At 61.5% G+C, this 25187-nt stretch carries 16 protein-coding genes; 3 read left to right on the top strand and 13 right to left on the bottom strand.

What is annotated here, in order from left to right; translation table 11 throughout:
* Nucleotides 1-14: 14 nt before the first annotated feature.
* From TU81_RS15585 to TU81_RS15555, 7 genes are all read right to left on the bottom strand, one after another.
* Complete coding sequence (locus TU81_RS15585) at nt 15-992, bottom strand: sulfotransferase family protein (RefSeq protein ID WP_038978416.1); 978 nt, start codon at nt 990-992, stop codon at nt 15-17.
* Nucleotides 980-1765, bottom strand: a complete 786-nt coding sequence (locus tag TU81_RS15580) for an aspartyl/asparaginyl beta-hydroxylase domain-containing protein (protein WP_048395977.1) — start codon at nt 1763-1765, stop codon at nt 980-982. Before TU81_RS15580 ends, TU81_RS15585 begins: the two co-directional genes overlap by 13 nt.
* Nucleotides 1762-2367: an adenylyl-sulfate kinase gene (gene cysC, locus TU81_RS15575; protein ID WP_048395976.1), complete on the bottom strand. Its 606-nt coding sequence runs from the start codon at nt 2365-2367 to the stop codon at nt 1762-1764. Before cysC ends, TU81_RS15580 begins: the two co-directional genes overlap by 4 nt.
* Complete coding sequence (locus TU81_RS15570; RefSeq protein WP_038978413.1) at nt 2351-3865, bottom strand: TolC family protein; 1515 nt, start codon at nt 3863-3865, stop codon at nt 2351-2353. The genes cysC and TU81_RS15570 overlap by 17 nt, the downstream gene beginning before the upstream one ends.
* A gap of 40 nt (nt 3866-3905) precedes the next feature.
* Nucleotides 3906-12683 carry an Ig-like domain-containing protein gene (locus tag TU81_RS15565; protein WP_082157855.1) on the bottom strand — a complete coding sequence of 2926 codons (8778 nt, stop codon included), beginning with the start codon at nt 12681-12683 and terminating at the stop codon, nt 3906-3908.
* Nucleotides 12684-12733: 50 nt separating this feature from the next.
* Nucleotides 12734-13570 (bottom strand): sulfotransferase family protein, encoded by an 837-nt coding sequence (locus tag TU81_RS15560; protein ID WP_038978410.1) that lies wholly within the window; start codon nt 13568-13570, stop codon nt 12734-12736.
* Nucleotides 13571-13728: 158 nt separating this feature from the next.
* Entirely contained in the window at nt 13729-15300 is a 1572-nt protein-coding gene (locus TU81_RS15555) for a glycosyltransferase family 39 protein (RefSeq protein ID WP_048395975.1), read from the bottom strand.
* 246 nt (nt 15301-15546) lie between these two features.
* Between TU81_RS15555 and TU81_RS15550 the strand changes: the two genes are divergently transcribed.
* Both TU81_RS15550 and TU81_RS15545 read left to right on the top strand, forming a co-directional pair.
* A complete protein-coding gene (locus tag TU81_RS15550) occupies nt 15547-16134 on the top strand; it encodes a phage tail protein (protein WP_048395974.1) in 588 nt (195 codons plus the stop codon).
* 54 nt (nt 16135-16188) lie between these two features.
* Nucleotides 16189-16500 carry a DUF6916 family protein gene (locus TU81_RS15545; RefSeq protein ID WP_048395973.1) on the top strand — a complete coding sequence of 104 codons (312 nt, stop codon included), beginning with the start codon at nt 16189-16191 and terminating at the stop codon, nt 16498-16500.
* Nucleotides 16501-16617: 117 nt separating this feature from the next.
* Here the strand turns inward: TU81_RS15545 and TU81_RS15540 are convergent, their stop codons facing one another.
* Genes TU81_RS15540 through TU81_RS15525 form a run of 4 tightly spaced genes read right to left on the bottom strand, consistent with a single transcriptional unit; the run spans nt 16618 to nt 21337 of the window.
* Nucleotides 16618-17115, bottom strand: coding sequence for a GNAT family N-acetyltransferase (locus tag TU81_RS15540; RefSeq protein ID WP_048395972.1), 498 nt, complete (start codon nt 17113-17115; stop codon nt 16618-16620).
* A gap of 26 nt (nt 17116-17141) precedes the next feature.
* Complete coding sequence (locus TU81_RS15535) at nt 17142-19238, bottom strand: biotin/lipoyl-binding protein (protein ID WP_048395971.1); 2097 nt, start codon at nt 19236-19238, stop codon at nt 17142-17144.
* On the bottom strand, nt 19239-20558 hold the full coding sequence (locus TU81_RS15530) for an efflux RND transporter periplasmic adaptor subunit (RefSeq protein WP_048395970.1): 1320 nt from the start codon (nt 20556-20558) through the stop codon (nt 19239-19241).
* Nucleotides 20555-21337 carry an efflux RND transporter periplasmic adaptor subunit gene (locus TU81_RS15525; RefSeq protein ID WP_048395969.1) on the bottom strand — a complete coding sequence of 261 codons (783 nt, stop codon included), beginning with the start codon at nt 21335-21337 and terminating at the stop codon, nt 20555-20557. The genes TU81_RS15530 and TU81_RS15525 overlap by 4 nt, the downstream gene beginning before the upstream one ends.
* A 501-nt stretch (nt 21338-21838) precedes the next feature.
* Between TU81_RS15525 and TU81_RS15520 the strand changes: the two genes are divergently transcribed.
* Entirely contained in the window at nt 21839-22528 is a 690-nt protein-coding gene (locus tag TU81_RS15520; protein ID WP_038978402.1) for an NYN domain-containing protein, read from the top strand.
* On the opposite strand, the gene TU81_RS15515 is transcribed toward TU81_RS15520, so the two are convergent.
* Together TU81_RS15515 and TU81_RS15510 are read right to left on the bottom strand one after the other, a co-directional pair.
* Nucleotides 22509-24101 carry an efflux transporter outer membrane subunit gene (locus TU81_RS15515; protein ID WP_048395968.1) on the bottom strand — a complete coding sequence of 531 codons (1593 nt, stop codon included), beginning with the start codon at nt 24099-24101 and terminating at the stop codon, nt 22509-22511. The two genes, TU81_RS15520 and TU81_RS15515, sit on opposite strands and share 20 nt — an antisense overlap.
* Entirely contained in the window at nt 24098-25162 is a 1065-nt protein-coding gene (locus TU81_RS15510) for an HlyD family secretion protein (RefSeq protein ID WP_048395967.1), read from the bottom strand. The genes TU81_RS15515 and TU81_RS15510 overlap by 4 nt, the downstream gene beginning before the upstream one ends.
* Nucleotides 25163-25187 lie beyond the last annotated feature (25 nt).

Genomic DNA, 25187 nt, shown 5'->3' with positions numbered 1-25187 from the left:
GCCTTCGGCAGCTCCTACAGGAGTACGCCGGGCCATTGTAGGAGCTGCCGGAGGCTGCGATCCTTTTCCAATGCCTCATAAGGCACTCGCGCCCAATGCTCCACTTGTTCACACAACAACGCCGAGGCTTCACGACGCTTGTCATCGCTGTCACCAACAAACACCTGCAACGGCTGCTTGGCATGTTGCCCCACCGCCGCAAACACTTGCCTGCGCTGCTCGATATCCAACGCAAAGAACGCTGCCAACCGCCCCGCCATGGCCTGCGGCAGTTCGCTGTAGTTCACCGCCAAGCCGCCAAACGCCCGGCATTGCGCCAATCCCGATGCCAGCAACCGCCCCAATCGTCGGGCAATGTAATCCTCACGGCTGCTGAACGGAAACTCCTCATCCAGCACGCTCGCCCCGATCATCCCCGGCACCATGTGCATGCCCGGGCGACGCAGATGCGAGACAGCAATTTCCAGCGGATCGCGATAAAGAAACAACCACGGCGTTTCGGGGAAGCACTCGCGCAACAACGGCAGTTCACCGATGTTCCAGGCGTCGAGTTTGATCACCAGCCGTTGCTCCACGCCAAGCCGACGTTGCCCGTAGGCAGACAGCAACCCTTTGATGGCGGCACAGCGTTCGACGGCGGGCACATCACTGCGCAGCAACGCATCCAGCGGCGGTGGTTCGCTGATGACGATGTGGTTGTCGAGTTGCGCCAGCATCTGGCTGATCAGGGTCGAGCCGCAGCGGGAGGCGTGGAAGATAAACGCACTCGGCATCAGGCCGGGACTGCAAACCTGCCAGTCAGAGAGCGTCGACAATGCAGTTTTTCGACGAAACGCCTGATTGAACGGCAGCCGCAGCGCATCCTCCACCGCATCACGGAAAAACGGCTGATGCAGTCGCGTGTCACCGAACCAGCACCAGTCAACCTGCCATTGCCCGGCTTCTTGCCAAACGCGGATCGGCAACCAGCCTTCGAGGTTCAGGCGCTCCATTGTTCATTCCATTGACGACGACCGTCGCGCATCGCCGCGCGCAGCTCTTCACGGGTGAACGCAAGTCCACGCTCGGCGGCCAGTTCCAGGGTGCGAGCGATAAAGGCTTGGTTGTCCTGCAACCCCTGCAAGGACTTGCACAGCTGCGGATCACTGGCCACCAATGCCTTGAACTGCGCAAAAGCGTCCCGCCCCATTTCCGACGACGGCGTGGTTGCCAGCCCGTCGATAATCGCCTGCTCCAGCCAGGCACCGGGTCGGCAATCGAGCACCAGATGAATCCGTGCCTGAGTATCGCGATTGTCCACGCGATGAGGCCGCGACAGGTCGAGAAACCAGCATTCGCCAGCGGCCATCGGCATGCGTTGGCCGTCCAGCAGAAAGTCCACTTGGGGTGGACTGAGCAGCGGAATGTGCAGACGCAAATCAGCATCCGGCTCGCCCAGGTCATAGTCGCGATGCTCGTGAATGCGCCCGCCCGGGCCGAGCCGCAACAGGCGCGCGCAGACGATCTGCAGCGGCAGATCCCGCAACCCTTGCTGCCATCGAAGATCTTGCAGCCAGGGGGAACGCAGCAAAGGCTCACCGCGACCGGGCGACAGTTCAGTCAAGGCATCGGCTGCGGAAATCAGCGCCACACCGCTCCAGTCGCCAGCGTAATAATCGCTATTGAAATGGCTGTGCCAATCGCCCTCGCCTATTGCCGCCAGCGCCTGCAACAGCAACGGCAAATCCACCGTTACCGGCAAGCGGGAGAAGGCCGGCCGACTCATCGTTTCGGCAACACCGCGCACTCGCCGAGCCAAGTCAGCAAACGGTCGAGACAGGCCTCGACCGACTGCGCGCCCGTGTCGAGCACCAGCGACGCGCACGGCGGTGGTTCGTAAGGCGCGGAGACACCGGTAAACCCCGCCAACTCACCCCGTCGAGCCCGGGCGTAATGACCTTTGGGATCACGCTGTTCACACACCGCCAACGAGGCGCTGCACCAGACTTCGCGGTAATCCTCGCCCAGCCGTCGGGCGAACACTTCACGCAACTCCACCAAGGGCGCGATCATCGCGAGGATGACGATTTGTCCGTTCTCGACCAACAGTGCCGCCAGTTCACTGGCGCGGCGGATGTTTTCCAGGCGATCGCTGTCGGTAAACCCCAGATCACGATTGAGCCCAACCCGCAGTCCGTCGCCATCGAGCACCACACTCTGCACACCGTGTTCGAACAGCTCGGCGTGCAGTGCCTGGGCCAATGTCGACTTGCCCGCGGCCGGTAAACCGGTCAGCAGAATCGCCGTGCCGCGATGGCCGTTGCGTGCCTCCCTTTGGGCGCGGCTGATGCTCGCCGTCGGCGCCAGCAGGTTATTGGACCGGGGCATGGGCCACCGGCACTGAGATGTTGCCCGCCGCCCACGCTTCTTCGCGATTGGCCAAGGCCGTGGCGATGGACTGGACTTCGGTCGATTGCACTTCGTCCGGCAGCGGATCGAGACCGGCGCTGGCGAAGATTTGCCCGTAAGCGTTGCGCAGGTCGGCGTAGGACAGGTCGCGACGCAGATCGGCCTGCAAGGTGTTCAGCTCGCCCTGGATCAAATCCAGTTCGCCCAGCCCGGCCGCCTGATAGCGATTGCGCAGTTGGCCGACGATTTGCCCATCGATGTCTGACAGTTGCTGATTGGTCTTGAACTGCCGCATCGCCTCGCGATAGTTGGCGTTGGCCACGTAAAGCTGTGCCAATACGGCAATCGACATCGCCTGCCGGCGCGCCGTGGCGACTTCTTCACCGGCCTTGGCAACGTCGATCGCGGCGGGTGCGGAAATCACATTGAACAGGTTCCAGGTGACTTTCACCCCGTAATCCGCCCAGCCCTGTTCCACCAAAAACGAATTGCTGTCGTAATGCCCGCCAGCAGAAAACTCTAGCCCCGGAAGCAGGCGCAGCATGGCTTTGCGGGTTTCGGCGGCGCTGATGCGGGTCTGGTAATCCTGCTCTCGCAACTCCGGCCGACTGGTCAGGGCTTCCTGTTCCAGGCTGGCGAGATCGACCTTGAGTTCCGGAATGACGTAATCATCCTGGGTCGCCAGCGTCAGATTGGTACTTGGAGGCAGGTTGATCAGGGTCGCCAGTTCGGTTTTCGCCAGCGACAGTGCGCGGCGTTGCTCTTCCAGTTGCCGAGTGGCTTCGATCAGCGAGCGCTGATAACCCAACGCCTGAATCGGATCGCCGATGCGCTGCTCGCTCATGCTCTGGCTATTGTTGCGAGCGGTTTCGACCCGGGCCATCAGGCTGTCGATTTGCTTGAGCAAGCGTTCGGCGGCCATGGCTCGCCAATAGGCCGAGCGCACGTCCTGAACGATGGTGTTGATCACCTTGCGCCGACGTTCCTGAACGATCAGCCGCTGATCGCCCTGCTGCTTGGCGCTGATGTAACTGACACCGAAGTCGAGCACGTTCCAGACCATGGTCAGGTCCGCCACTTCACGGTCGCGGTCCTGGGAGGTCGACGGTTCCAGGGACTGGGTGCCGGTTTCCACGCTCTGGCTGCTGGAAGCATTTACGTTATTACGCCCCACGTACCCGGCGTCCAGCGCCATGCGTGGCAGCATGTCGAAGCTGGCGAGGTCGAGTTGGCGCTTGGCCAGGGCCTCTTCCATGATCTTGAGTCGGCCTTCAAGGTTGTATTTCACCGCACGGGCCATGGCCTGGTGCAGAGTCAGTGGGCCGCTGAGGGGCTCCTGACCCGTGTACATGTTTTGCAGATCGCTTTTGGCGCGTTGTTGGCTGACGCCGCGTTCGATCGGTTCACTGGTGACTGCACATCCGCTGATCGCCAGCGCCAGCAGACTGGCGCCGAATAACTTCTGACTTCTCTTCATCCTTGGAGCCCCCAGGTGCCGCCCTGCTTTAATGGTTTTTTCAGGCCCGCATTTCACTGATGCCGACCTGTTGCAAAGCCGCGGCCAGGCTTTCGATCTGCCGCTGCTCGGTGTCTTTGAACTGTTGCAATTGCTGACCAAGACTCGGTGCGCCAAACACGCCGCGCAGCCCTTGGGAAGCATCCCCCGCCCTGATTGACTGATTACCAAAGGTGTTCAGCGAATCCCCCTCGCTACTGGTGTCCTGATTGAACAGGCTTGACAGCGTGCTGCTGCCGAAGACCCCGCCATCGCCCCCGCCAAAGCCCAGGAAGCCTTGGCCTGAGCCATCGCCACCGTTTTCACTGCTGAATACCTGCGCAATAAAGCTTGGCGCCAGCGCCCCGTGGTTCATGAAAATGTCGCCCAGAGGCCGAATGCCGTTGCCGATCACCCGTTGTTCAAACAGCGGGGTAAAGGTCAGCGGCGAGCCGATATCGCCAGTGGGCGGGGTGAAGACGATTGGCTGCAATGGCACGTTAGGCTGAGCGGGCACGGTGACAGGTGGCAGGACCACAAACGCCGGCACGGTGTTGATCGTGTAGTTGTTGGAGACCGCGACGCTGGCGCCGATGTTGCCCGCCAAATCCGTCACATTGCTGGTGTCCAGCGCAATGAAGTTGCTCGGGTCGGTGATGTTCGCGGCAGGCGTGAAGTTCCCGGTCCAGGTCTTGCCGCCGTCGCTGCTGGCCAGGTTGGTCAGTTCGCCGTTGGTGACGCTCAGGTCCGACAAATCGAAGTCGCTGACCGCCTCACTGAACGTGAAGGTCACCAGCGTCGTCTGGCCAATGCCCAGGTTCGGGTTGGCAACCACGATGGTGACGGTCGGGCGAGTCGCATCGAGCGCGTAGTTGTTGGAAATGGCGATGCTGGCGCCGGCATTGCCCGCCGCGTCGAGCACATTGCCGGTGTCGAGCAGGATCAGGTTGGTCGCATCGTTAAGGCTCGCGGTCGGAGTGAGCGTGGCCGTCCAGGTCACACCGCCGTTGCTGCTGACCAGGTTGGACAACACGCCATTGGCCACGCTGAGGTCCGACAGGTCGAAACCGGACACCGCTTCGCTGAAGGTAATGGTCACCGTGGTGGTTTCACCAATGCCCAGCTTATTGTCCGCGACCACAATGGTTGCAGTCGGGCGAGCGGTATCGATCGCGTAGTTGTTGGAATCGGTCACGCCGACGCCGCTGTTGCCCGACGCGTTGATCACTCCGCTGTTGTCCAGGCTGATCAGGTTAGTGGTGTCCGTCACGCTGGCTGCAGGTGTGAAAGTCGCGGTCCAGGTCACACCGCCATCGCTGGACGAAACGTTGCTGAGCGCGCCGTTGGCAACGGTCAGGTCGGCGTTGGTGAAACCGCTGACCGCTTCACTGAAGGTGATCGTCACCAGCGAAGTTTCACCGACCTTGAGGGCATTGTCGGCAACCACGATGCTGGCGGTCGGCACCTGGGTTTCCACCACATAGTTAGCCGAGTTGGTGGTGCCGGCGCCGGTATTGCCGGCCACATCAGTCACACCGGTATTGACCAGGGTGATGATGTTGCTGGCGTCGGTAATCCCGATAGTCGGAGTAAAGGTCCCGGTCCATGTGATGCCACCATCGCTGCTACTGACTGCACTCAAAGTGCCGTTGGCGACGCTCAAGTCACTGTTGTCGAAACCTGTTACCGCCTCGCTGAAGGTGATGGTCACCAACGCAGTTTCGCCCGGTTTCAGGGTCGTATCGCTCAGCACTATGGTGGCGGTCGGGCGCTGGCTGTCGATGGCGTAGTTATTGGAATCGGTGGTACCGGCGCCCGTGTTGCCGGCCCCATCGATCACTCCGGTGTTGTCCAGGATAATTAAATTGGTCGAATCGGTGACGCTCGCCGTCGGCGTCAGGGTTGCGGTATAGGTGATGTTGTCGCTGGTGCTCAGATTGCTCAGGATACCGTTGCTCACCGTCAGGTCGGCCGTGGTAAATCCGGTCACCGCTTCGGAGAACGTGATGGTCACCACCGATGTTTGACCCACTGCCAGCGCCGCATCCGCGACCACAATGGTTGCCGTTGGCCGCACATTGTCGATGGCATAGTTGTTGGAATCGGTGGTGCCGCTACCGGCGTTGCCCGAGCCGTTTTGCACACCGCTGTTGTCCAGGGTGATGACGTTGTTGGTGTCGGTGATGGCATTGGTCGGCGTAAAGGTTGCGGTCCAGGTGATGCCACCATCACCGCTGCTCACCGAGGTCAACGTACCGTTGGCGATGGTCAGGTCGGCATTGGAGAAACCGCTGACCGCTTCACTGAAGGTGATGGTTACCAGCGACGTTTCACCGATGCTCAACGCATTGTCGGCAACGACGATGGTGGCGGTCGGCAGCACCGTATCGATGGTGTAGTTGCCGGAGTTGGTGGTGCCGCTGCCGGTGTTGCCGGCCACATCGGCCACACCGGTATTGGCCAGAGTGATGACGTTGCTCGAGTCATTCACGCCGACGGTGGGGGTGAAGGTCGCGGTCCAGGTGACGCCGCCGTCACTGCTGCTCACCGCGGTCAAGGTGCCGTTGGCGATGCTTAGGTCGGCGTTGGTGAAACCGCTGACCGCTTCACTGAAGGTGATCGTCACCAGCGAGGTTTCGCCGGCACTCAGGGTAGGGTCGGTCAGGACGATGGTCGCGGTGGGTCGGACCGTGTCGATCGCGTAGTTGTTGGAATCGGTGGTGCCGCTGCCGGCGTTGCCTGACAGATCGGCCACGCCGGTGTTGTCCAGGGTGATCAGGTTGGTCGTGTCGTTGATGCTCGCAGAAGGCGTGAACGTGGCGGTCCAGGTGATGCCGCCATCGCTGCTGCTCACCGCGGTCAACGTGCCGTTGGCAATCGTCAGGTCGGCGTTGGTGAAACCGCTCACCGCTTCGGAGAAGGTGATCGTTACCAGAGAGGTTTCGCCGATTCTCAGCGCCGTGTCCGACACCACGATGGTGGCCGTTGCCCGCACGGTGTCGATGGCGTAGTTGTTGGAATCGGTGGTGCCGATGCCCACGTTACCGGTGCCGACAGCCTGCACGCCGGTGTTGTCCAAGGTGATCAGGTTGGTCGTATCGGTGATGCTGGCCGTCGGGGTGAAAGTTGCCGTCCAGGTAATGCCGCCATCACTGCTGCTCACCGCCGTCAAGGTGCCGTTGGCAATGGTCAGGTCGGCGTTGGTGAAGCCGCTGACCGCTTCACTGAAGGTAATGGTCACCAGCGACGTTTCACCGATTTTCAGCGCATTGTCGGCCACCACGATCGTCGCGGTCGGGAGGGTGGTGTCGATGGCGTAGTTGTTGGAATCGGTGGTACCGCTACCGGCATTGCCGGACAGATCGCTGACCCCGGTGTTGTTCAGGGTGATCAGGTTGGTCGTATCGGTGATGCTGGCCGTTGGCGTGAACGTGGCCGTCCAGGTGATGCCGCCGTCACTGCTGCTGACCGCGCTCAACGTGCCGTTGGCGATGGTCAGGTCGGCATTGGTGAAACCGCTCACCGCTTCGCTGAACGTGATGGTCACCAGCGAGGTTTCGCCGGCGCTCAGGGTAGCGTCGGCCACAACGATGGTCGCGGTGGGTCGGACCGTGTCGATGGCGTAGTTGTTGGAATCAGTGGTACCGCTGCCGGCATTGCCCGACAGATCTGCCACGCCGGTGTTGTTCAGGGTGATCAGGTTGGTCGTATCGGTGATGCTGGCAGTCGGGGTGAAAGTCGCCGTCCAGGTGATGCCGCCGTCGCTGCTGCTCACCGAGGTCAACGTGCCGTTGGTAATGGTCAGATCCGCGTTGGTGAAACCGCTGACCGCCTCACTGAAGGTGATCGTCACCAGCGACGTTTCGCCGATTCTCAGCGCCGTGTCCGCGACCACGATGGTGGTCGTCGGGCGCACGGTATCGATGGCGTAGTTGTTGGAGTCGGTAGTGCCGCTGCCCACGTTACCGGTGGCGGCAGCCTGCACGCCGGTGTTGTCCAGGGTGATCAGGTTGGTCGTATCGGTAATGCTGGCGGTCGGGGTGAAAGTCGCCGTCCAGGTGATGCCGCCGTCACTGCTGCTCACCGCGGTCAACGTGCCGTTGGCAATGGTCAGGTCGGCGTTGGTGAAACCGCTCACGGCTTGGTTGAAGGTAATGGTCACCAGTGACGTTTCACCGATTCTCAACGCAGTGTCCGCCACCACAATCGTCGCGGTCGGCGGGGCGGTGTCGATGGCGTAGTTGCCCGAGGAACTGATCCCGCTGCCGGTGTTGCCCGCCAGATCCGCCACGCCGGTGTTGGCCAGGCTGATGACATTGGTCGCGCTGATGATGCCTGCTGTCGGGGTAAACGTTGCCGTCCAGGTGATGCCGCCGTCGCTGCTGCTCACCGCGCTCAACGTGCCGTTGGCGATGCTCAGGTCGGCGTTGGTGAAACCGGTCACCGCCTCGGAGAAGGTAATGGTCACCAGCGAGGTTTCGCCCGCTGTCAACGCCGTATCGGCCAGTACGATGGTCGCGGTCGGGCGCAGCGTGTCGATGGCGTAGTTGTTGGAGTCGGTGGTGCCGCTACCGGCATTGCCCGACAGGTCGCTGACCCCGGTGTTGTCCAAGGTAATCAGGTTGGTCGTGTCGTTGATGCTCGCCGAAGGGGTGAACGTGGCGGTCCAGGTGATGCCGCCATCGCTGCTGCTCACCGCAGTCAACGTGCCGTTGGTAATGGTCAGGTCGGCGTTGGTGAAACCGCTGACCGCCTCACTGAAGGTGATGGTCACCAGTGAAGTCTCGCCGATTCTCAGCGCCGTGTCTGCGACCACGATGGTGGCCGTCGGGCGCACGGTATCGATGGCGTAATTGTTGGAGTCGGTAGTGCCGCTGCCCACGTTACCGGTGACAGCAGCCTGCACGCCGGTGTTGTCCAGGGTGATCAGGTTGGTCGTATCGGTGATGCTGGCCGTCGGGGTGAAAGTCGCCGTCCAGGTGATGCCGCCGTCACTGCTGCTCACCGCGGTCAACGTGCCGTTGGGAATCGTCAGGTCGGCGTTGGTGAAACCGCTCACGGCCTGGTTGAAGGTGATGGTCACCAGTGACGTTTCACCAATTCTCAACGCAGTGTCCGCCACGACAATCGTCGCGGTCGGCGGGGCGGTGTCGATGGCGTAGTTGCCCGAGGAGCTGATGCCGCTGCCGGTGTTGCCCGCCAGATCCGCCACGCCGGTGTTGGCCAGGCTGATGACGTTGGTCGCGCTGATGATGCCTGCTGTTGGGGTAAACGTGGCCGTCCAGGTGATGCCGCCGTCACTGCTGCTCACCGCAGTCAAAGTGCCGTTGGCAATCGACAGGTCGGCGTTGGTGAAACCCGTTACTGCCTCAGAGAAGGTGATGGTCACCAGCGAGGTTTCGCCCGCTGTCAGCGCCGTATCGGCCAGCACGATCGTGGCGGTCGGGCGCAGCGTGTCGATGGCGTAGTTGTTGGAATCGGTGGTGCCGCTGCCGGCGTTACCCCCCAGATCGGCCACGCCGGTGTTGTCCAGGGTGATCAGGTTGGTGGTGTCATTGATGCTCGCCGAAGGCGTGAACGTCGCGGTCCAGGTGATGCCGCCGTTGCTGCTGCTCACCGCAGTCAACGTGCCGTTGGTAATGGTCAGATCCGCGTTGGTGAAACCGCTGACCGCTTCGGAGAACGTGATGGTCACCAGAGAGGTTTCGCCGATTCTCAACGCGGTGTCCGCAACCACAATGGTAGCCGTCGGCCGCACGGTGTCGATGGCGTAGTTGTTGGAGTCGGTGGTGCCGCTGCCAGCGTTACCCGCCAGATCGGCCACGCCGGTGTTGTCCAGGGTGATCAGGTTGGTCGTGTCGTTAATGCTTGCGGTCGGGGTGAAGGTCGCGGTCCAGGTTATACCGCCGTCGCTGCTGCTCACCGCGGTCAACGTGCCGTTGGTGATGGTCAGGTCCGCATTGGTGAAACCGCTGACCGCTTCACTGAAGGTGATCGTGACCAGAGAGGTTTCGCCGATTCTCAGCGCCGTGTCCGCGACCACGATGGTGGCCGTTGGGCGCACGGTATCGATGGCATAGTTGTTGGAATCAGTGGTGCCGCTGCCAGCGTTGCCCGCCAGGTCGCTGACCCCGGTGTTGTTCAGGGTGATCAGGTTGGTCGTGTCATTGATGCTCGCGTTCGGGGTGAACGTGGCGGTCCAGGTGATGCCGCCGTCGCTGCTGCTCACCGAGGTCAACGTGCCATTGGTAATGGTCAGGTCGGCGTTGGTGAAACCGCTCACCGCTTCGGAGAAGGTGATCGTTACCAGAGAGGTTTCGCCGATTCTCAGCGCGGTGTCCGTCACCACGATGGTTGCCGTTGGCCGCACGGTATCGATGGCGTAGTTGTTCGAGTCGGTGGTGCCACTGCCGGCGTTACCTGCCAGGTCGCTGACCCCAGTGTTGTCCAGGGTAATCAGGTTGGTCGCATCGGTGATGCTGGCGGTCGGGGTGAAGGTCCCCGTCCAGGTGATGCCGCCATCGCTGCTGCTCACGGCAGTCAACGTGCCGTTGGCAATCGTCAGGTCGGCATTGGTGAGACCGGTGACTGCTTCGTTGAAGGTGATGGTCACCAGCGATGTTTCACCGGCCCTGAGCGCCGTGTCGGTGAACACGATGCTGGCGGTTGGCCGCGCCGTATCGACGACATAGTTATTGGAGTTGGTCGTACCGACGCCGGCAGTGCCCAGACCGTTGATCACCCCGGTGTTGTCCAGGGTAATGACGTTGGTGGTATCGGAAAGACTGGCGGTCGGCGTGAACGTTGCTGTCCAGGTGATGCCGCCATCGCCGCTGCTCACTGCCGTCAACGTACCGTTGGCGATGGTCAGATCCGCATTGGTGAGACCGGTCACAGCCTCGGAGAATGTGATCGTCACCAAGGACGTTTCGCCGATGCTCAGTGTGGTATCAGCGACCACAATGGTCGCGGTCGGCGGCGGCGAATACGCGGTGTTGAGTACACCGCCATCGTTATAGATTGTCGCGGCGGAGGTCGGCGAGGTGCCGGTTGCCCCCCCGCCCTGCGCAGTGCCACCGGCACCACTGGCCGCGGCATTACCGGCCAGGGCGGCGAAGTTGGCTGCCGTGATCAACAATGTGCCTTTGTTCCAGATCGCACCGACGCCCCGGCCGCCCTCGCCACCATTGCTGGCATTGCTGCCCTGGCCACCGCCACCGCCACCGCCGCCACCGGCGCCGATGTTGTTGCTGATGGTCGACGTGCCGACGATGGTGATGGTGCCGCTGCTAGCGTTGTAGATCCCGCCCACCGCGTTGCCGCCAGCGCCACCCACCTTGTCCCAACCGGCCCCGCCGCCACCGCCGCCAATGGAAATCGTGCCATTGCTGGCCGTCGCACCGTTACCGCCGTTGCTGTAATAGGAAACGCCCACCCCGCCCGCCCCGCCAGTGGTGGTACCGCCGCGACCGCCCATGTGGGTCGCGTCATAACCGCCGCCATAACCACCGGCGCCGCCGCCGCCCGCACCACCACCCAACGTGCCGGTACCCGGCCCTGCCGAACCGCCATGCCCGCCGCCCTGGCCGCCCAAACCGCCGCCGCCGCCACCGCCACCGCCGTAAAAAGCGCCGGTGACACCACCGCCGCCACCGCCACCGGAAGCGCCGTTGGAGGTCACGGTAACGTTGTTCAGGGTCAGAATCCCTGCGTTGAAAATCCCCCCGGCCATCGCGCCCGAGGCACCGTAGCCACCGTTGCCGCCCGTGCCCGACACCAGGCCACGGGTGATCACCAGGCCATCGAGTGTCACGATGCTGCCGGACGCCACCTCAATCACTCGGGTCCTGTACTGACCATCGAGAATCACGTCAGCCGCGCCGTCGTTGTTCAAGTCGCCATCAACGGTGATGTTCTTGTTGATCAGCAGTTCGGACGTCAGCTGCACCGTCATGCTGCTGTTAAAGGTGACGATATCGCCGTTCTGCGCCGAGGCGATGGCCGCACGCAGTGAGCCGACGCCCGTGTTGGCGTTGTTGGTGGCGGTCCAGGTGGCCAGCCCCCACTGATACTCGCTCATGGCCGTGGTCGAGAGGACGTTGGCGCTTTCGATGTTGCCGGTGGCAATTTCCAGATTCCAGTCGCCACCGATCCCGGTGCGATTACTGGAAGCCGCCACATCGCGGCCGGTCAATTGAGCCAGCGAGTCGACAAAACTCAAGCCACGCTCACCTTCGGCGGTGTAGCAGCCGTAGATCAAGATGTCGCCGCCGACGTTCATGTCCTTGCCGATATCCGTCAGCACTGCGCTGCGGGCCGCGACGTTGTCAGCCGACAGATAACTATCGCCCAGCCACAGATCGCCCGCGTTGCCGTGGGCAATGATCTGCACTGAGCTGATGCCCTGATGGGTGTCCAGATAGTCGGCAATTTGCTGCAAGCCATCTTTGCTGGCATCCAGTTGAATCACCTGAGTACCGGGCGCGACACCCTGAAGCAGGCTGGCGGCGTCTTTGACCCGCGAATCGACGAACACCACGCTCTGCCCCGGCACCGCAGCGGGTGCTGGCGCCGGTGTGGCATCGGCCTGGCCGTGGGTGTCTTTGCTGGCGACCGGCTGGTCGGCCGTCGGCGCCTTGACCGCCTCGGCGGTGGCATGGCTGTCAGCCTGGGCGGTGTCGGCAACCGTCGCGGCCACCGCACCGTCGAACAGCATGCGTGGTTCCAGGGACATGATCATTGGCGAGGCCAGCGCTCGTGCGCCTTCGGTAACCCGCGACTTGCCTTTGCTCCACCACATGCTGCTCACCCGGACTCGAACTTTCTGACGCATCAATGAAAACGCCGCGATCAACTGATCGCGGCGTCGGCTTTCATACGAATGACATTGGCGGCGCTGGCTGAGCCATCGAGCCAGAAGGACAACTCGGCGTACTGCTTGAACAAGTCCGGCGGCAGGATCGTCCGCCTGGATTGCAATTGAACCTTGGCCTTCACCTTATGCAGCCCCGAGAGGCCGAGGGCCTGATCGAATTCCGGTGCGTCGTAGGCCAAATGATCGAAATCATGTTCGAACCAGGGTTCGCCGATGAAATCGTAGACCAGCCGCATCACCCGCTCCGGCGCCTGGCTCAAAAGGTCGTAATCGATGATCAGCAACGAGTCGGCGTGTTCGCCGTAGTAGGCTTCCTTGAGGGCGGCCCAGGAAAACCCCACCAGCCGATTACGCTGGGCAAGGGTTTCGCAGCGGCTATAGACCGTGTTGCGCTCGACCGCATCGCCGAACAGCTTGGTGTTTTCGAAGGGGTTGGCGCGGTACAGGCGCTCGATACTGTCCATGACCCAAGCGACATTGCGCACGCAGGCAATGATCTTGGCTTGAGGGAACAGATCGCTGATCGCCGGCAGGCGCGAACTCCACAGGCGGTTCGTGTCGAACACCACCGGTTTGTCGGCCTTGTCGGCGTAGAAAGAATCGAACAAGCCGCGCAATAGACGGCGACGCAGGTCGGTATCGATTACCGCACCGAATTCACTGCCGGCGCTGCATTGTTCCAGAACACCGGAAAAGAGCGCACCCACGGGGCTGGTCATGCCGGCATGAAAGCGCGGGTTCTGCAAAAGAATGGCAGAAAGCAGGGTCGAGCCTGAGCGCGGCAAGCCGGAAATAAAGTGAAAGTGCTGCATCCATTCACCCGCCAAAAGTCCTTTTGTATGACGAGCGTAGACCATGAATGGTGTTGCGACTAGTGGTGCTTTGATATCAAATCGGAGCTAAATCGACTGGAGAAGACGATTGATATAGCGACCTGAAAGATGAATCGTTTAAGCCTTGAAACCCGGGGTTACTTCAGCACGTACAAGCGCGCCTCGGCGCCTCCCGCGTGGGTTTCGCTGACGCTTTGCCAGCCTGCGGGCAAGGGCGCGAACTCGTCCGGTCCATCGACGCTACCGACCAGCCATACCCGACCATTGCCTTCAGGTAAGCCGCCTAGGCTATCCAGGTAAACATCATTGGTCACCAACGTGCCAAAACCGTAAGCGTTCGGCCGGCTCGACCTGCCATCAGCCAACGGCGGCGTGTACAGCAACGGTTTGGCGTCTGTCCGGTTGTAATAGACATAACTCAGGTACCAGAGCATGTCGCTGGTGACGATTCGGTCGCCGGGGGAGAAGTGCTGATTCACGTAGTTGACCACGACGCTGATCTGATCGTCGGTATCCACCGTGGCGTTGTTCTTCAGGCCCACCAGTTCGACGCCGACAAACAGCATCAGCACGGCCAGCGCCAATACCTTGGAGCCCGCGTACAAGCGATCGATGGCCAGCGCCACCAGCATCGGCAAGCCCAGGGCATAAGCGGTCAGGTAACGCTCGATAAACACCGGCGATATGAACGACACCACAAACACCAGCAACACCGGGAGAACGGTGTAGATCACCGCCAGCGCACTGCCACGGAAAACACTGCGATCCCGCGCCAGCGCCACGCCCGCCAAGGCCAGCAGCGCCAGTGGCAATGCGATAAAAACCAGCGTGGGCAGGTTCTCGCCATCGTCCTGGATCAGGAACGACCAGATCATCGAAGGCAGTGAGCCGAGCGTGACGGGCGCCTCCCACCCCACATCGCCATTGGCTTTGAGCTGATCCATGTGCTGCACAAGATCGAGCAGATTGGGCAGCCACGGCAGGTACAACGCCACAATCGCCACATTCGCCAGCCACCAGCCAGAGCGCTGAATGTGCCGCAATCGATACCCTGATTGCACGCGGATCAGTCCCAGATACAGCCAGTGGCAGAGCACGCACAGCGCCGTGAAGTAATGGGTGTAGAACGCTGCACTCATCAGCAGGGTGTAAATCACCAGATAGCGTGTGCGTTGCGGCCGTTTTATCCAACACACCAGGGCGATCGTGGCACCGATCAGCCACAGCCCCAGCAGCGAATACATCCGCACTTCCTGGCTGTAACGCACCGCCGTGGGTAGCAGCGCCAGCAGAACCCCGGCCATCAATGCGGCGCGGCGGGTAGCGAGCAGGTCCACCAGCCAGACGCCGAGTCCCACCGTGGCAATCCCCGGTAGCGCACTCAGGCTGCGAATCGAAAAAATGCTGTCTCCAAAAAGGCCGGTCCAGCCGTGCAGCAGCATGAAATACAGGGGTGGATGCACATCATGAGCCGCATGTTCCCAGATCCCGGCCAGGGAATACTGGCTCAGCAACAGGCTGGACCCTTCGTCGCCCCAGATCGCTGCCGCCGTCAGGTGGTAAAAACGCACCAGCGTGGCCAATACCAGGATCGACAATAACCAATGCTCCCGCGCCCATCGAAGCAAGCGACGGGCAGTAGCCCACGAGCCCGGCATCGCATGCGGGTCCTGGGTATCGCCCAGCGGTGTTTCTCTGCGCGCCTCCATTACCTCCCCTTGCAACGGCCAACTGAAAACCGAAGCTTCACGAGCACTGTAGGACAGGCGCGAGCCCGACGTCGATGCTGGCCTTGCGACGGACGACGTCCGGCAATCATTCCGATCAGCGTCTACGCTTTGGCGTGGCGTGACCCAGCCACGGAGATGAAAGGAGTCGGCTGATCAGCGCGAACTGCCCGGATAACCGGGCCTGCAACGTGACGTATCAGACACTAACCTGAGGGATGAGGAATCATGGAAGTATTCATCGGCACTATCCAGCCTTTCGCCTTTAACTTCGCGCCCAATGGCTGGGCCCTATGCAACGGCCAGACGCTGAGCATCGCGCAATACAACACGGTTTTCGCACTGCTGGGAGTCAATTTCGGAGGCAATGGCACCACCAGTTTCATGCTGCCCAACCTGCAAGGTCGCATGCCGGTCGCCATGGGCAACGGCCTGGGCCTGACCCCACGCGTCATCGGCGAAGTCTCCGGGACCGAGAACGTCACCGCGACCATTACTAACCTGCCCAACCACACCCACGCCTTGTCCGGGCTCACGGCCACCACCACCCTGCAACTGGCCAGCCCGGCGAGCAACCCGGTCACCAACCCGACCGCGACCAACTCGTACATCGGTGCCTCGGGAGGCGGGCCGGGCTCGGCGAGTATTTACTCCGATCAACAAGGTGCTGCGGCCGTACCGCTCAAGGGCGTGGCCACTACGGTAACGGGGGAAATCTCGTCTGCCGGCAACGGCTTGCCCATGGAGGTGATGAACCCGTTCCTGGTGCTCAACTTCAGCATCGCCCTGAACGGTCTTTTCCCTTCGCGTAACTGAGGGTTTGGCCGGGGGTTCAAATCCCCCGGCCACTTTTGCTGATGGAGTGATGCCATGCTGCAACAGGTTCAAAGCCAACACTTTCAGGCACTGCTGGGCAAGACCGAGACGCTGCGGCTGCCCGATGGCAGTGAATTGCCGATCCATATCGACACGCTTGCAGAAACACCCCGCTCACAGATGCCAAACAGCGAACGCATGCCGTTCAGCGTCGAGTTCAACAGCCTGCAACCCACTGATTTTGTCGATGGCTTGTGTGCGCTGGAGTTGCCGGAGCTGGGCCAGGTAGAAGATATTTTTGTTTCGCGAGTACCGGCCATGGGGCGTGATCCGCAACTGGGGTACTTTTACATCGCCTTCAACTGAAGAGCGACACTGATCGCTTTATGTAGGAGCTGCCGCAGGCTGCGATCTTTTGATCTTGCTCTTTTAAGATCAAAAGATCGCAGCCTGCGGCAGCTCCTACACAGGATTGTGGTGTGTTCAACCCTGTGGATACCACACCAACCGCTCCGCCGCCGGGTTGCGCTCTTCAACTTGAAACCCCAGCGCCAGATAATGCTGGCGTGCATGGGGGTTGTTGGCCCAGACCACCGTCGCCACCGGGCAGCGGATTTGTTGCGCGGCTTTTTGCACGCCTTGCAGCACCGTCCGACCGTAACCCTTGCCTCGGGCCTGGGGGATAAACGCCAGGTACAGCACGCGAATTTCATTGGGGCCGAAGTCGGTGGTCAGTGCGCCAATGGCCCTGTCGAGTTTCTCGATCACGTAATGCATGGCATTGGGGAAGTTCTCCCCCAACCCTTGTTCCTGCACTTTGAACTGCTGGGCAACCACCTGTTCAACCACCTCCTGCTCACCGTCGATCCATTGCAGATCCGGCCGCGCCGCTTGGTAAAGGCTGTGCAGAAAAGGCCCATCGCTGGTCCGCGAAGGCCTGACCACCAAGCCGTCCGCTGCCACTGAATCGGTTTTCGCCATCGTTGTTCTCCCTTAGCTATTCACCCTTAGAAGCCGCTTTCCCTGACCCCCAACGCCGCCAAGCGCCGCCAGGCAACGCCCAGCAACGACTCGCCGCTGCCCTGCAATACCACAATGCCGCGCAACGGCTGCATCGGCGTCGGGGTATTTTCGAGGATGCTCAACCGCGCGCCGTACTGCGCCTGCACCGGCTCGGCGCGCTGATGCTGATCGCGCCGCACGGCAATCGGCCCGTGGTGATCGGAAGTCAGCGCTTCCTGATCGACATAAGCCACTCCATTGGTATCGATTTCACTCAATTGCACTTTGATCGCCGGGTGCATCGGATCATCGGCGATGAATCGCCCTCTGGCACCCGGGGCGACACGCCAGAGTTCGGCTTCGGCCAGATAACCGCGCAACCGCGCGCCGTCTTCGACCACCCGCGCCAAAGGATCTTTGGTCGAAAGCCAGCGGCCGACCGTTAACTGCGGCAACAGATCGCGCACCTTGCCGCCGTGGGGCGTGCGCAGCAGCAGACGTTCACGCTGGGCAGCCAGGCCCCGATATTCAGCCACGGCTTCGGCCAGGCGCTGTTCGACGATACCGGCATCGGCGGCGGTTTCGCTGCGGCCGGCCTGACGGCGCATCTGCAACTGCTGGATCTGGATTTCGCGACGGACGATGGCCTGACGTGAGTCCAGATCCGGGGATTCCAGCTCGATCAGCACCTCACCCTGAGCGACGATCTGGCCGTCGTGCACATTCACCGTTTTGACCCGCGCCGCCACCGGCGCGTGCAGGGCACTGGCGCGTCCGGCCTCAAGCATCGTCGGCAACTCCACCGCGCTGCGCCATGGCAGCGCCAGCAGCAACAACAGCCCAAGCAACGCCAGACCGCTGAGCAGTACCCGAGGCGCATACGCCTGTTCGCGACGGCTCCACCATTGCCGCCACTCGCTCAGGATCGGCAGAAAGATGAACCACACCAGCTCCACCAGCATCAGGAAAATCCCCAACACCTTGAAGAACAGGTGATAGACCGCCAACGCGATCCCGAAAAACAACGCCGCGCGCCACAGCCAAGCGCCATACCCCCAGATCAACAAACGCCGCTGCATCTTTGGCGACCACGGCTCCGGCGCCGGCGCAGCGTAACCAAACAAAAACTCGCGCAGCCGCCAGCGGCACAAGGCAAAGGCCCGCCCTTGAAGGTTGTCTACTTCCCAGAAATCACTGAGCAAGAAGTAGCCATCGAAACGCATGAAAGGATTGAGGTTGATCACCAGCGTGGTGATCCAGGTCGCACTGGCGAGCATGAACGCCGCCGTGCGCCCGGGGCCGTCAGGCAGCAGTGACCAGGCGAGCAGCGCGATACACGCCAATACCAGTTCCGCCAGAACCCCGCCGGCACCGATCAGCAACCGCGCACGGCGATCATTGACGCGCCAGGCGTCGCTGACGTCCGTGTAAAACATCGGCAGCAGCACCATGAACGCCACGCCCATGCTCTGCACCCGACAACCGGCGCGCTTGGCCATGAAGGCGTGGCCGAACTCGTGGCAAAGCTTGGCGAAAAACAGCGCCACACCAAACGCCAGCGCACCGCCGAGGCTGAACAGGTGCGGAAAGGTCGCGATAAACCGCTGCCAGTCCCGTGAGACCAGAAACACCCCGAGCCCCAGCGTCGCGGGCAATCCATAGCGCAATGCACGCGGGCCGAAACGCTCCAGCCACGGCCAAGCCCGATTGAGAAAGGCGTCCGGGCGCCACAGCGGGATCCGGAAAAACAGGTATTGATGCAGCAGGATTTGCCATAGGCTCTGGCGCTGAGCCGCGGCCTTCAGGCTGTAACTGGCGCGCTGCGACGGGTCGAGGGCGCTGATCAGGTCGTGGCCGCGCAAAAACTCCAGCAATTGCTCAAGCGCCACACCATCCAGCGGCAGCCCTGGTTCGCGGTTGGCGGCACGCAGCACTTGCTCCGGATCACCCAGGGACCAATGGCGCAGCAGGCGCATCGCCGCCGCACCGAGTTTGAAATAACGCCCACGCACCGGATCGGCCAGGGTCCAGCGCGGCGACCCGTCGAGGGCCGGGGCCGCCGTCGACAACTGCAGGTCTGCCCGCAGGCTCGGCAGGTTCATCTACAGGCCCACACTCTGACGCAACCCGGCCAGCGGTCGACGCAACAGATACAACGCCAGCGGCGCACGGTCACCGAAGACTTTCGCAGTGCCGCGCAAACCGATGCGCGGCGGCGCGGCGTCAAACGTCGCATCCAGTCGATAAGCCAGTTGCCCGGCCGCGGTGGGCTGCGCTTCGTAGGCCGAACGTTCGAGTTTGGCCAAGTGCCGCTGCAGCGGATCGCTGTCGAGAAACAGCGCGACCTGCGCACCCGGTTCCAGGGCAATCGCATCGCCCACGGCCAGTTCAATGCGCAACTCGGCCTGGTTCGGGTCGGCGATTTCCATCAGCCGCTCGCCGGTTTGCACGGGTTTGCCGGTCCAGCGTTCGGCGTCGGCGAACACCGCGATGCCGTCCCGTTCGGCGCGCACTTCGCTGCGCTTGAGCAGTTCACGGGCGTAATCCCGTTCGGCGCGTTTCTGCTCCACTCGCGCCGCCAGCAGATCGATTTTCGAACTGGATTCGGCATCAGCGAAGGAGCGTTGGGAATTGGCCTTGAGTTCCGCTTCGGCAACGCCCAGGGCGCGCCCGGCCACATCGGCCTGAGCCTTGAGCGTGGTGCTTTCGAAGCGCAGCAGCAGGTCGCCGGTTTTCACCGTCTGGTTGGGTTTGACCAGAAACTCGGCGATCACTCCGTCCAGCGGCGCCGCGACCACCCGACCGCCCAATGGGACGACTTCGGCCGGTGCCAACACCGATTGGCGCACCGGGATCAGCAACCCGAGCAACAACACGGCAACCAGCGCCACCTGACGCTTGCGTGTCCAGCGCAGTCGCCAGGGTTTGCGTGGTTGCTGCGCGAGCCAGGCATGGCTGTAGGTGTCGCCCAGTTGCGACAGCAGCACGTGTTCGGAAGGGTTCCACGGCACATCCCGCGCTAGCCATAGGCCGCCGAACACCTCGCCCTGATGATCGATCAGCGGCAGCCAGAACACCTGAGCGGCTGACAGACTTTGCCAATCGGCCAGAATCGATTCACTGAGAAGATCGGGTGTGATCACCCGCGCCTGTTTCAACACCTCAAGCTTGAACAGCTGCGCGACTGCTTGCTCGACAAACGCCACGAACGGCGCATTCGGTTCCACGGCACTGACACCGGTGACCGCCTGCACCTTGCCGGCGATCAACAGCGCGGCATGGCGGAAACCGAACAGCGCCTGACCGTCATTCACCAGGCTGTAAGCCAGTTGAGAAGGCGTGCGCGCGGCGCGGGTCTGGCGTTCGAGGTCAAGAAACCTTGCGAACACCTGCTCGGCGCCGCCGGTCACCGGGGCGTTCATTTGAGCTCCGCGAAATGCGCCGTTCCGCTCATCCCAGCCAACAGACCGTTGGCGTTGGGCAGCGCCGCCACCAGCAGCAAGGTCTGGCTGCCCTCGTCGATCCGCGCACCGAGGCGCTTGACCGTGGCATCCAGCGGCTGACCGGTTTCATCGGGGACAAAACTGAACGTCTGGCCGGGCTTGAGTTTGCCCATCCAGCGCGACGGCACCAACAGGTGAATTTCCAGAGTGCGGTTATCGACCACGTCCAGCAACGGTGTACCAGCGGCAACGCTTTCGTAGCGCTTGACCTTGCGCTCGACGACCTGACCATCGAACGGCGCCACCACGCTGCAGCGTTTGACTTGAACCTGATAGACCTGAGACTGCGCCTGAATCTCGCTGACCTTGGCCTCAGCCCGCGCCACTTCAAAGCGCCCGACTGAATTCAACGCCGCCAGTTGTTTGTTGTGCGCCAGTTCTTCACCGGCACCACGGCTGGCGGCCTGAGCCGCATTGAGCTGAGCCTGATAAGCCGAACAGTCAAACCGCGCCAGGGTGTCGCCCTTTTTGAACGACTCGCCCTCACTGAACGGCAACTCGACAATCCGCCCCGACAACTCACTGGCGAGCACCGCCTGATCCCGGGCTCGCAGCACGCCACGGGCTTCACTGCTGGCCGACGCATTACCGCCGACCGCGCTGCTTTCCAGCAACGGATCGTCTGGCGCAGGCGTTTGCGCCTGTACTACGCACGTTACAAAGGTCAATCCAATAACCAAAATACGAACACGCCGCATAACCGTAACTCCCTGACGGATGAGCGGAGTCTATGACAGCGGGGGTGAGCGTCAAGCCGGATGGCCATCATTGGTTAGAAATGTAATGTTTCAAAAAGGACGAAATTCTCGGTGTGGTCGTTTGATTCCTAGGGGTAATGAGCATTGGTATTAAATCCCACACGAAATCAGGAACGTCCATTCAATCTAAACTGAAGACGGCAATAGACACTTTGCGGATATAGAGACAGTCGGACATTTCCACCTTCTCCCTGCAACAATCACAAATAGTTGAACCCGGGAATGCCTTGACCATCGATCATGCAATTGCACAAAACTGGTCGGCCGGTGCTGGAAATCGTCCAGTCGAGTAGTACCTTGGTCAGTCGAGGGTTGACGTGCTAACGCACTCAATTTAGGATCAGCCCACTACTCAACCCCGTACGCAGAGATTAGGTTCTCTGGCAGTTGGGGTGAAAAAACCGGCTTAGGCCGGTTTTTTCGTTTCTGAGGATTGGATTTGTGCGTACTGCGTTCTTCGTTGACGGCTACAACGTGTTCTACGGATTGCTAGCAGGCACTCCTTACAAATGGCTGAATTTGCCAAAGTTGTTGGCCCACATCGCCTACGTCGAAAATCCTCAAAGTTCACTCGCTTCAATGGATTACTTCACTTCTTCCGTCAAGCCGGAGCTGGCTACTCGCGGCAGAATTTCCAAGGAAGCTCAGGACACCTATGTTCGAGCACTCAAGGCCAATAATGTGTCTGTTCACTATGGTCGCCACCAACTCGAACCCGCAAGAGCGCCGCGCTTTATCGACAAAAAAATTGGTGCGTCACGCCAGGACAAAGTCGCTATTTGGAAACTCGAAGAGAAAGAAACTGACGTCCATATCGCAATCAGCATGTATCGCACCGCGGCGAGAGAAACCAAAGACCACAACACGGAGCGCATTCAACAGCTCGTTCTTGTTTCCGGGGACACAGATATGGCTCCCGCATTAAAAGCCATCCGAGAGGATTTTCCGCAGATGATAGTTGGCGTTGTTCTCCCATGCAGGACCGAGTTCAAACGCTCACCGCCTGGCTCCTTGAAGGAGCACTCACACTGGATGCGACGTGTCGTAACCTCAGAAGAACTTCAGTCGCACCAGTTTCCAGTTCGTGTGCCTACTCATAAAGCACCCGCGATCAAACCGGATTATTGGTAACGGCACCTGCCACCGGATACACCGACTCCCATCCCCCACCCAACGCCTTGTACAAACCAACCATCGCCAACGACACCCCGGTCGAACTCTCGACCCACTGCTGTTGGGTCACCAGCAATTCGCTCTGCACGGTGAGGACGTTGACGAAATCCACCACCCCTTCGACGTACTGCTGTTGCGCGGTGCGCAGGGCGATCTGGTTCTGGCGCACAGCTTCGGCGAGGCTGTCGCGGCGCAGTTGGCTGGCGTTGTAGGCGGTGAGTTGATCGTCGATTTCATGCCAGGCCCGCAGCACGGTTTGCTGGTAGGCCAGCGCCGCTTCCTGTTGCTGGGCTTCGCGAAGATGCAACATGCCGCGCAGGCGACCGCCGTCGAACAGCGGCAGGCTGAACTGCGGACCGATGCCGAACGAGCGCGAGCCCCAGGAACCGAAATCGCTCAACTGCATGGCCTGCGAACCGATGTTGCCCGACAGGGTGATCCGCGGATAAAAGTCGCCCTTGGCCACGCCGATGCTGGCGGTAGCGGAGTGCAGACGGGCTTCTGCCTGTCGAATGTCCGGACGGCGCTCGGCCAATTGCGAGGGCAAGCCGATGGCGACCTGACGCGGGGTTTGCGGCACGGGAGCGTCTGTGGATAACTCGGCGGACAACGCTTGCGGCGGTTCGCCCATCAACAGGCTCAGGGCGTTGATCAATTGCGACTGACGCTGCTCCAGCGCCGGCAAACGTGACTCGATGGCCGCGACTTGCGCAGCGGCTTCGGCAACGTCCAGATCCGTCGCCACACCGTCGGCCAGGCGCAGTTGCGAGAGTTTCAAACTGTGCCGGGCGACGTCGAGGTTCTGCTCGGTGACGGCCCTCGTCCTTTGCACACCGCGCAGCTGAATGTAGTCCTGAGCGGTTTCGGCGAGCACCGACAGCAGCACGCTACGGCGATCATTTTCCGCCACTTCCAGGGTGGCATCGGCGGCTTCGGTTTCGCGGCGCACACGGCCCCAGAAATCCAGTTCCCAGGAGGCGGAAAACCCTGCGTCCCACAGATTGAACGCCGAGTCGCCGTTATTGCCCGACGGATCGTTCAGGCCTTCACCGCTGTTGCGTTTGCGCCCGTAGCTGCCGGTGGCGGCCGTGTTGGGATAGCGGTTGGCGGTGATCACCTGGCGCGCGGCACGGCTTTGCTGCAAGCGGCGGCTGGCGAGTTTCAGGTCGAGGTTGTCGGTCAGGGCGCGTTGGGTCAGGGCGGAGAGTTTTGGGTCGTGGAATATTTCCCACCAGCGTTCGTTCATTTCACTGGGAATGATCTGACTGGCGGCGGCTTTAGTTGGTTTGGACCATTCGGCCACTTGTTGCGGCTGAGGTTTCTGGAAGTCCGGGCCGACGGTGCAGGCGCTCAATGAAAACAGACTCAACACAAAAACCACTGAATGAATGCTGACCCTGTGGCGAGGGGGCTTGCCCCCGTTGGGCCGCGCAGCGGACCCAAAATTTGCGAGCGCTGCGCACTCGAACGGGATGGTGCGGCATTCCGACAAGCCCCCTCGCCACAGGGATGTGCGATTAACAAAGTTCATCGTTGCGCAACCTCATGCTCGCTGGCGCTTGCTGTATCAATCCTCGCCTCCACCGACATCCCCACCCGCAACCGCTCGGCCAATGGCTGCCCCGGATCGAGGATGATTTTCACCGGAATCCGTTGCACAACCTTGGTGAAGTTGCCCGTGGCGTTGTCCGGTTTGACCGAGGCGAAGGTCACGCCGGTGGCCGGCGCGATGCTCTCGACACGCCCGCGCAGGGCTTCGCCGCCGAGGCTGTCGACGTGCACTTGCACGCTCTGCCCCGGCTGCACGTCAGTCAGTTGGGTTTCCTGAAAATTGGCGACCACATAGGCCCGCGCCAACGGCACCACGGCCAGAATCTTGCTGCCCGGCGTGACATAGGCGCCGACCCGCACCGCGCGCTCGCCGACCATGCCGTCCTGGGGCGCAACGATGCGCGTATAGGACAGCTCATAGCTGGCGATTTCCAGCGCTGCTTGCGCTCGCTTCAGTCCACCTTCAGCCGCATCACGCTGGGCGGTCAGGATCTCTACCTGCTTGCGTTCAGCCGCCAGCACCGCCGTGGCATTGGCCAAGCGAGCGGAGGCCTGATCGATACGCGTGCGCGCTTGCTGAGCATTCTGCACCGTGCCGGCTCCCACCCCGGCGAGGTGGTTGTAGCGGTTCAGTTCATGCTCGGCGAAGGCCATTTCTGCCTTCGCCGAAACCACCGTGGCCTGGGCCTGAGCAATCACCGATGTCTGGCGCTCGAGGGTTGAACGAGCGTTCTGCAGTTGCGCCCTGGCCACCAGGGTTTGCGCGTCGGCAGCCTCAGCGGCAGCGCGCAGATCGCGGTCGTCGATCAACGCCAGTAGCTGTCCGGCCTTGACCTGCTGATTGTCTTCCACCAGCACGTCCTTGATGAACCCCGCCACGCGCGGTGCCACCAGGGTGAAGTCCGCCGAGACGAAGGCATCGTTGGTGTTCTGCTGCGTACGCTTGCCGAACAAGCCCGGCGCCAGCAGGTAAACAAACACGCCGAGCGCCATCACTGCGGCAACGCCGACAGCAACTTTTTGCTTTGATTGAATCGTCATAAAAACCTTCTGTTTCAGTGAAGCA

Origin of the sequence: Pseudomonas lini, assembly GCF_001042905.1 — a bacterium.
GTDB lineage: Bacteria > Pseudomonadota > Gammaproteobacteria > Pseudomonadales > Pseudomonadaceae > Aquipseudomonas > Aquipseudomonas lini.
The sequence above is the reverse complement of the archived record's forward strand: the minus strand, read 5'-3'. Positions and strand labels throughout refer to the sequence as shown.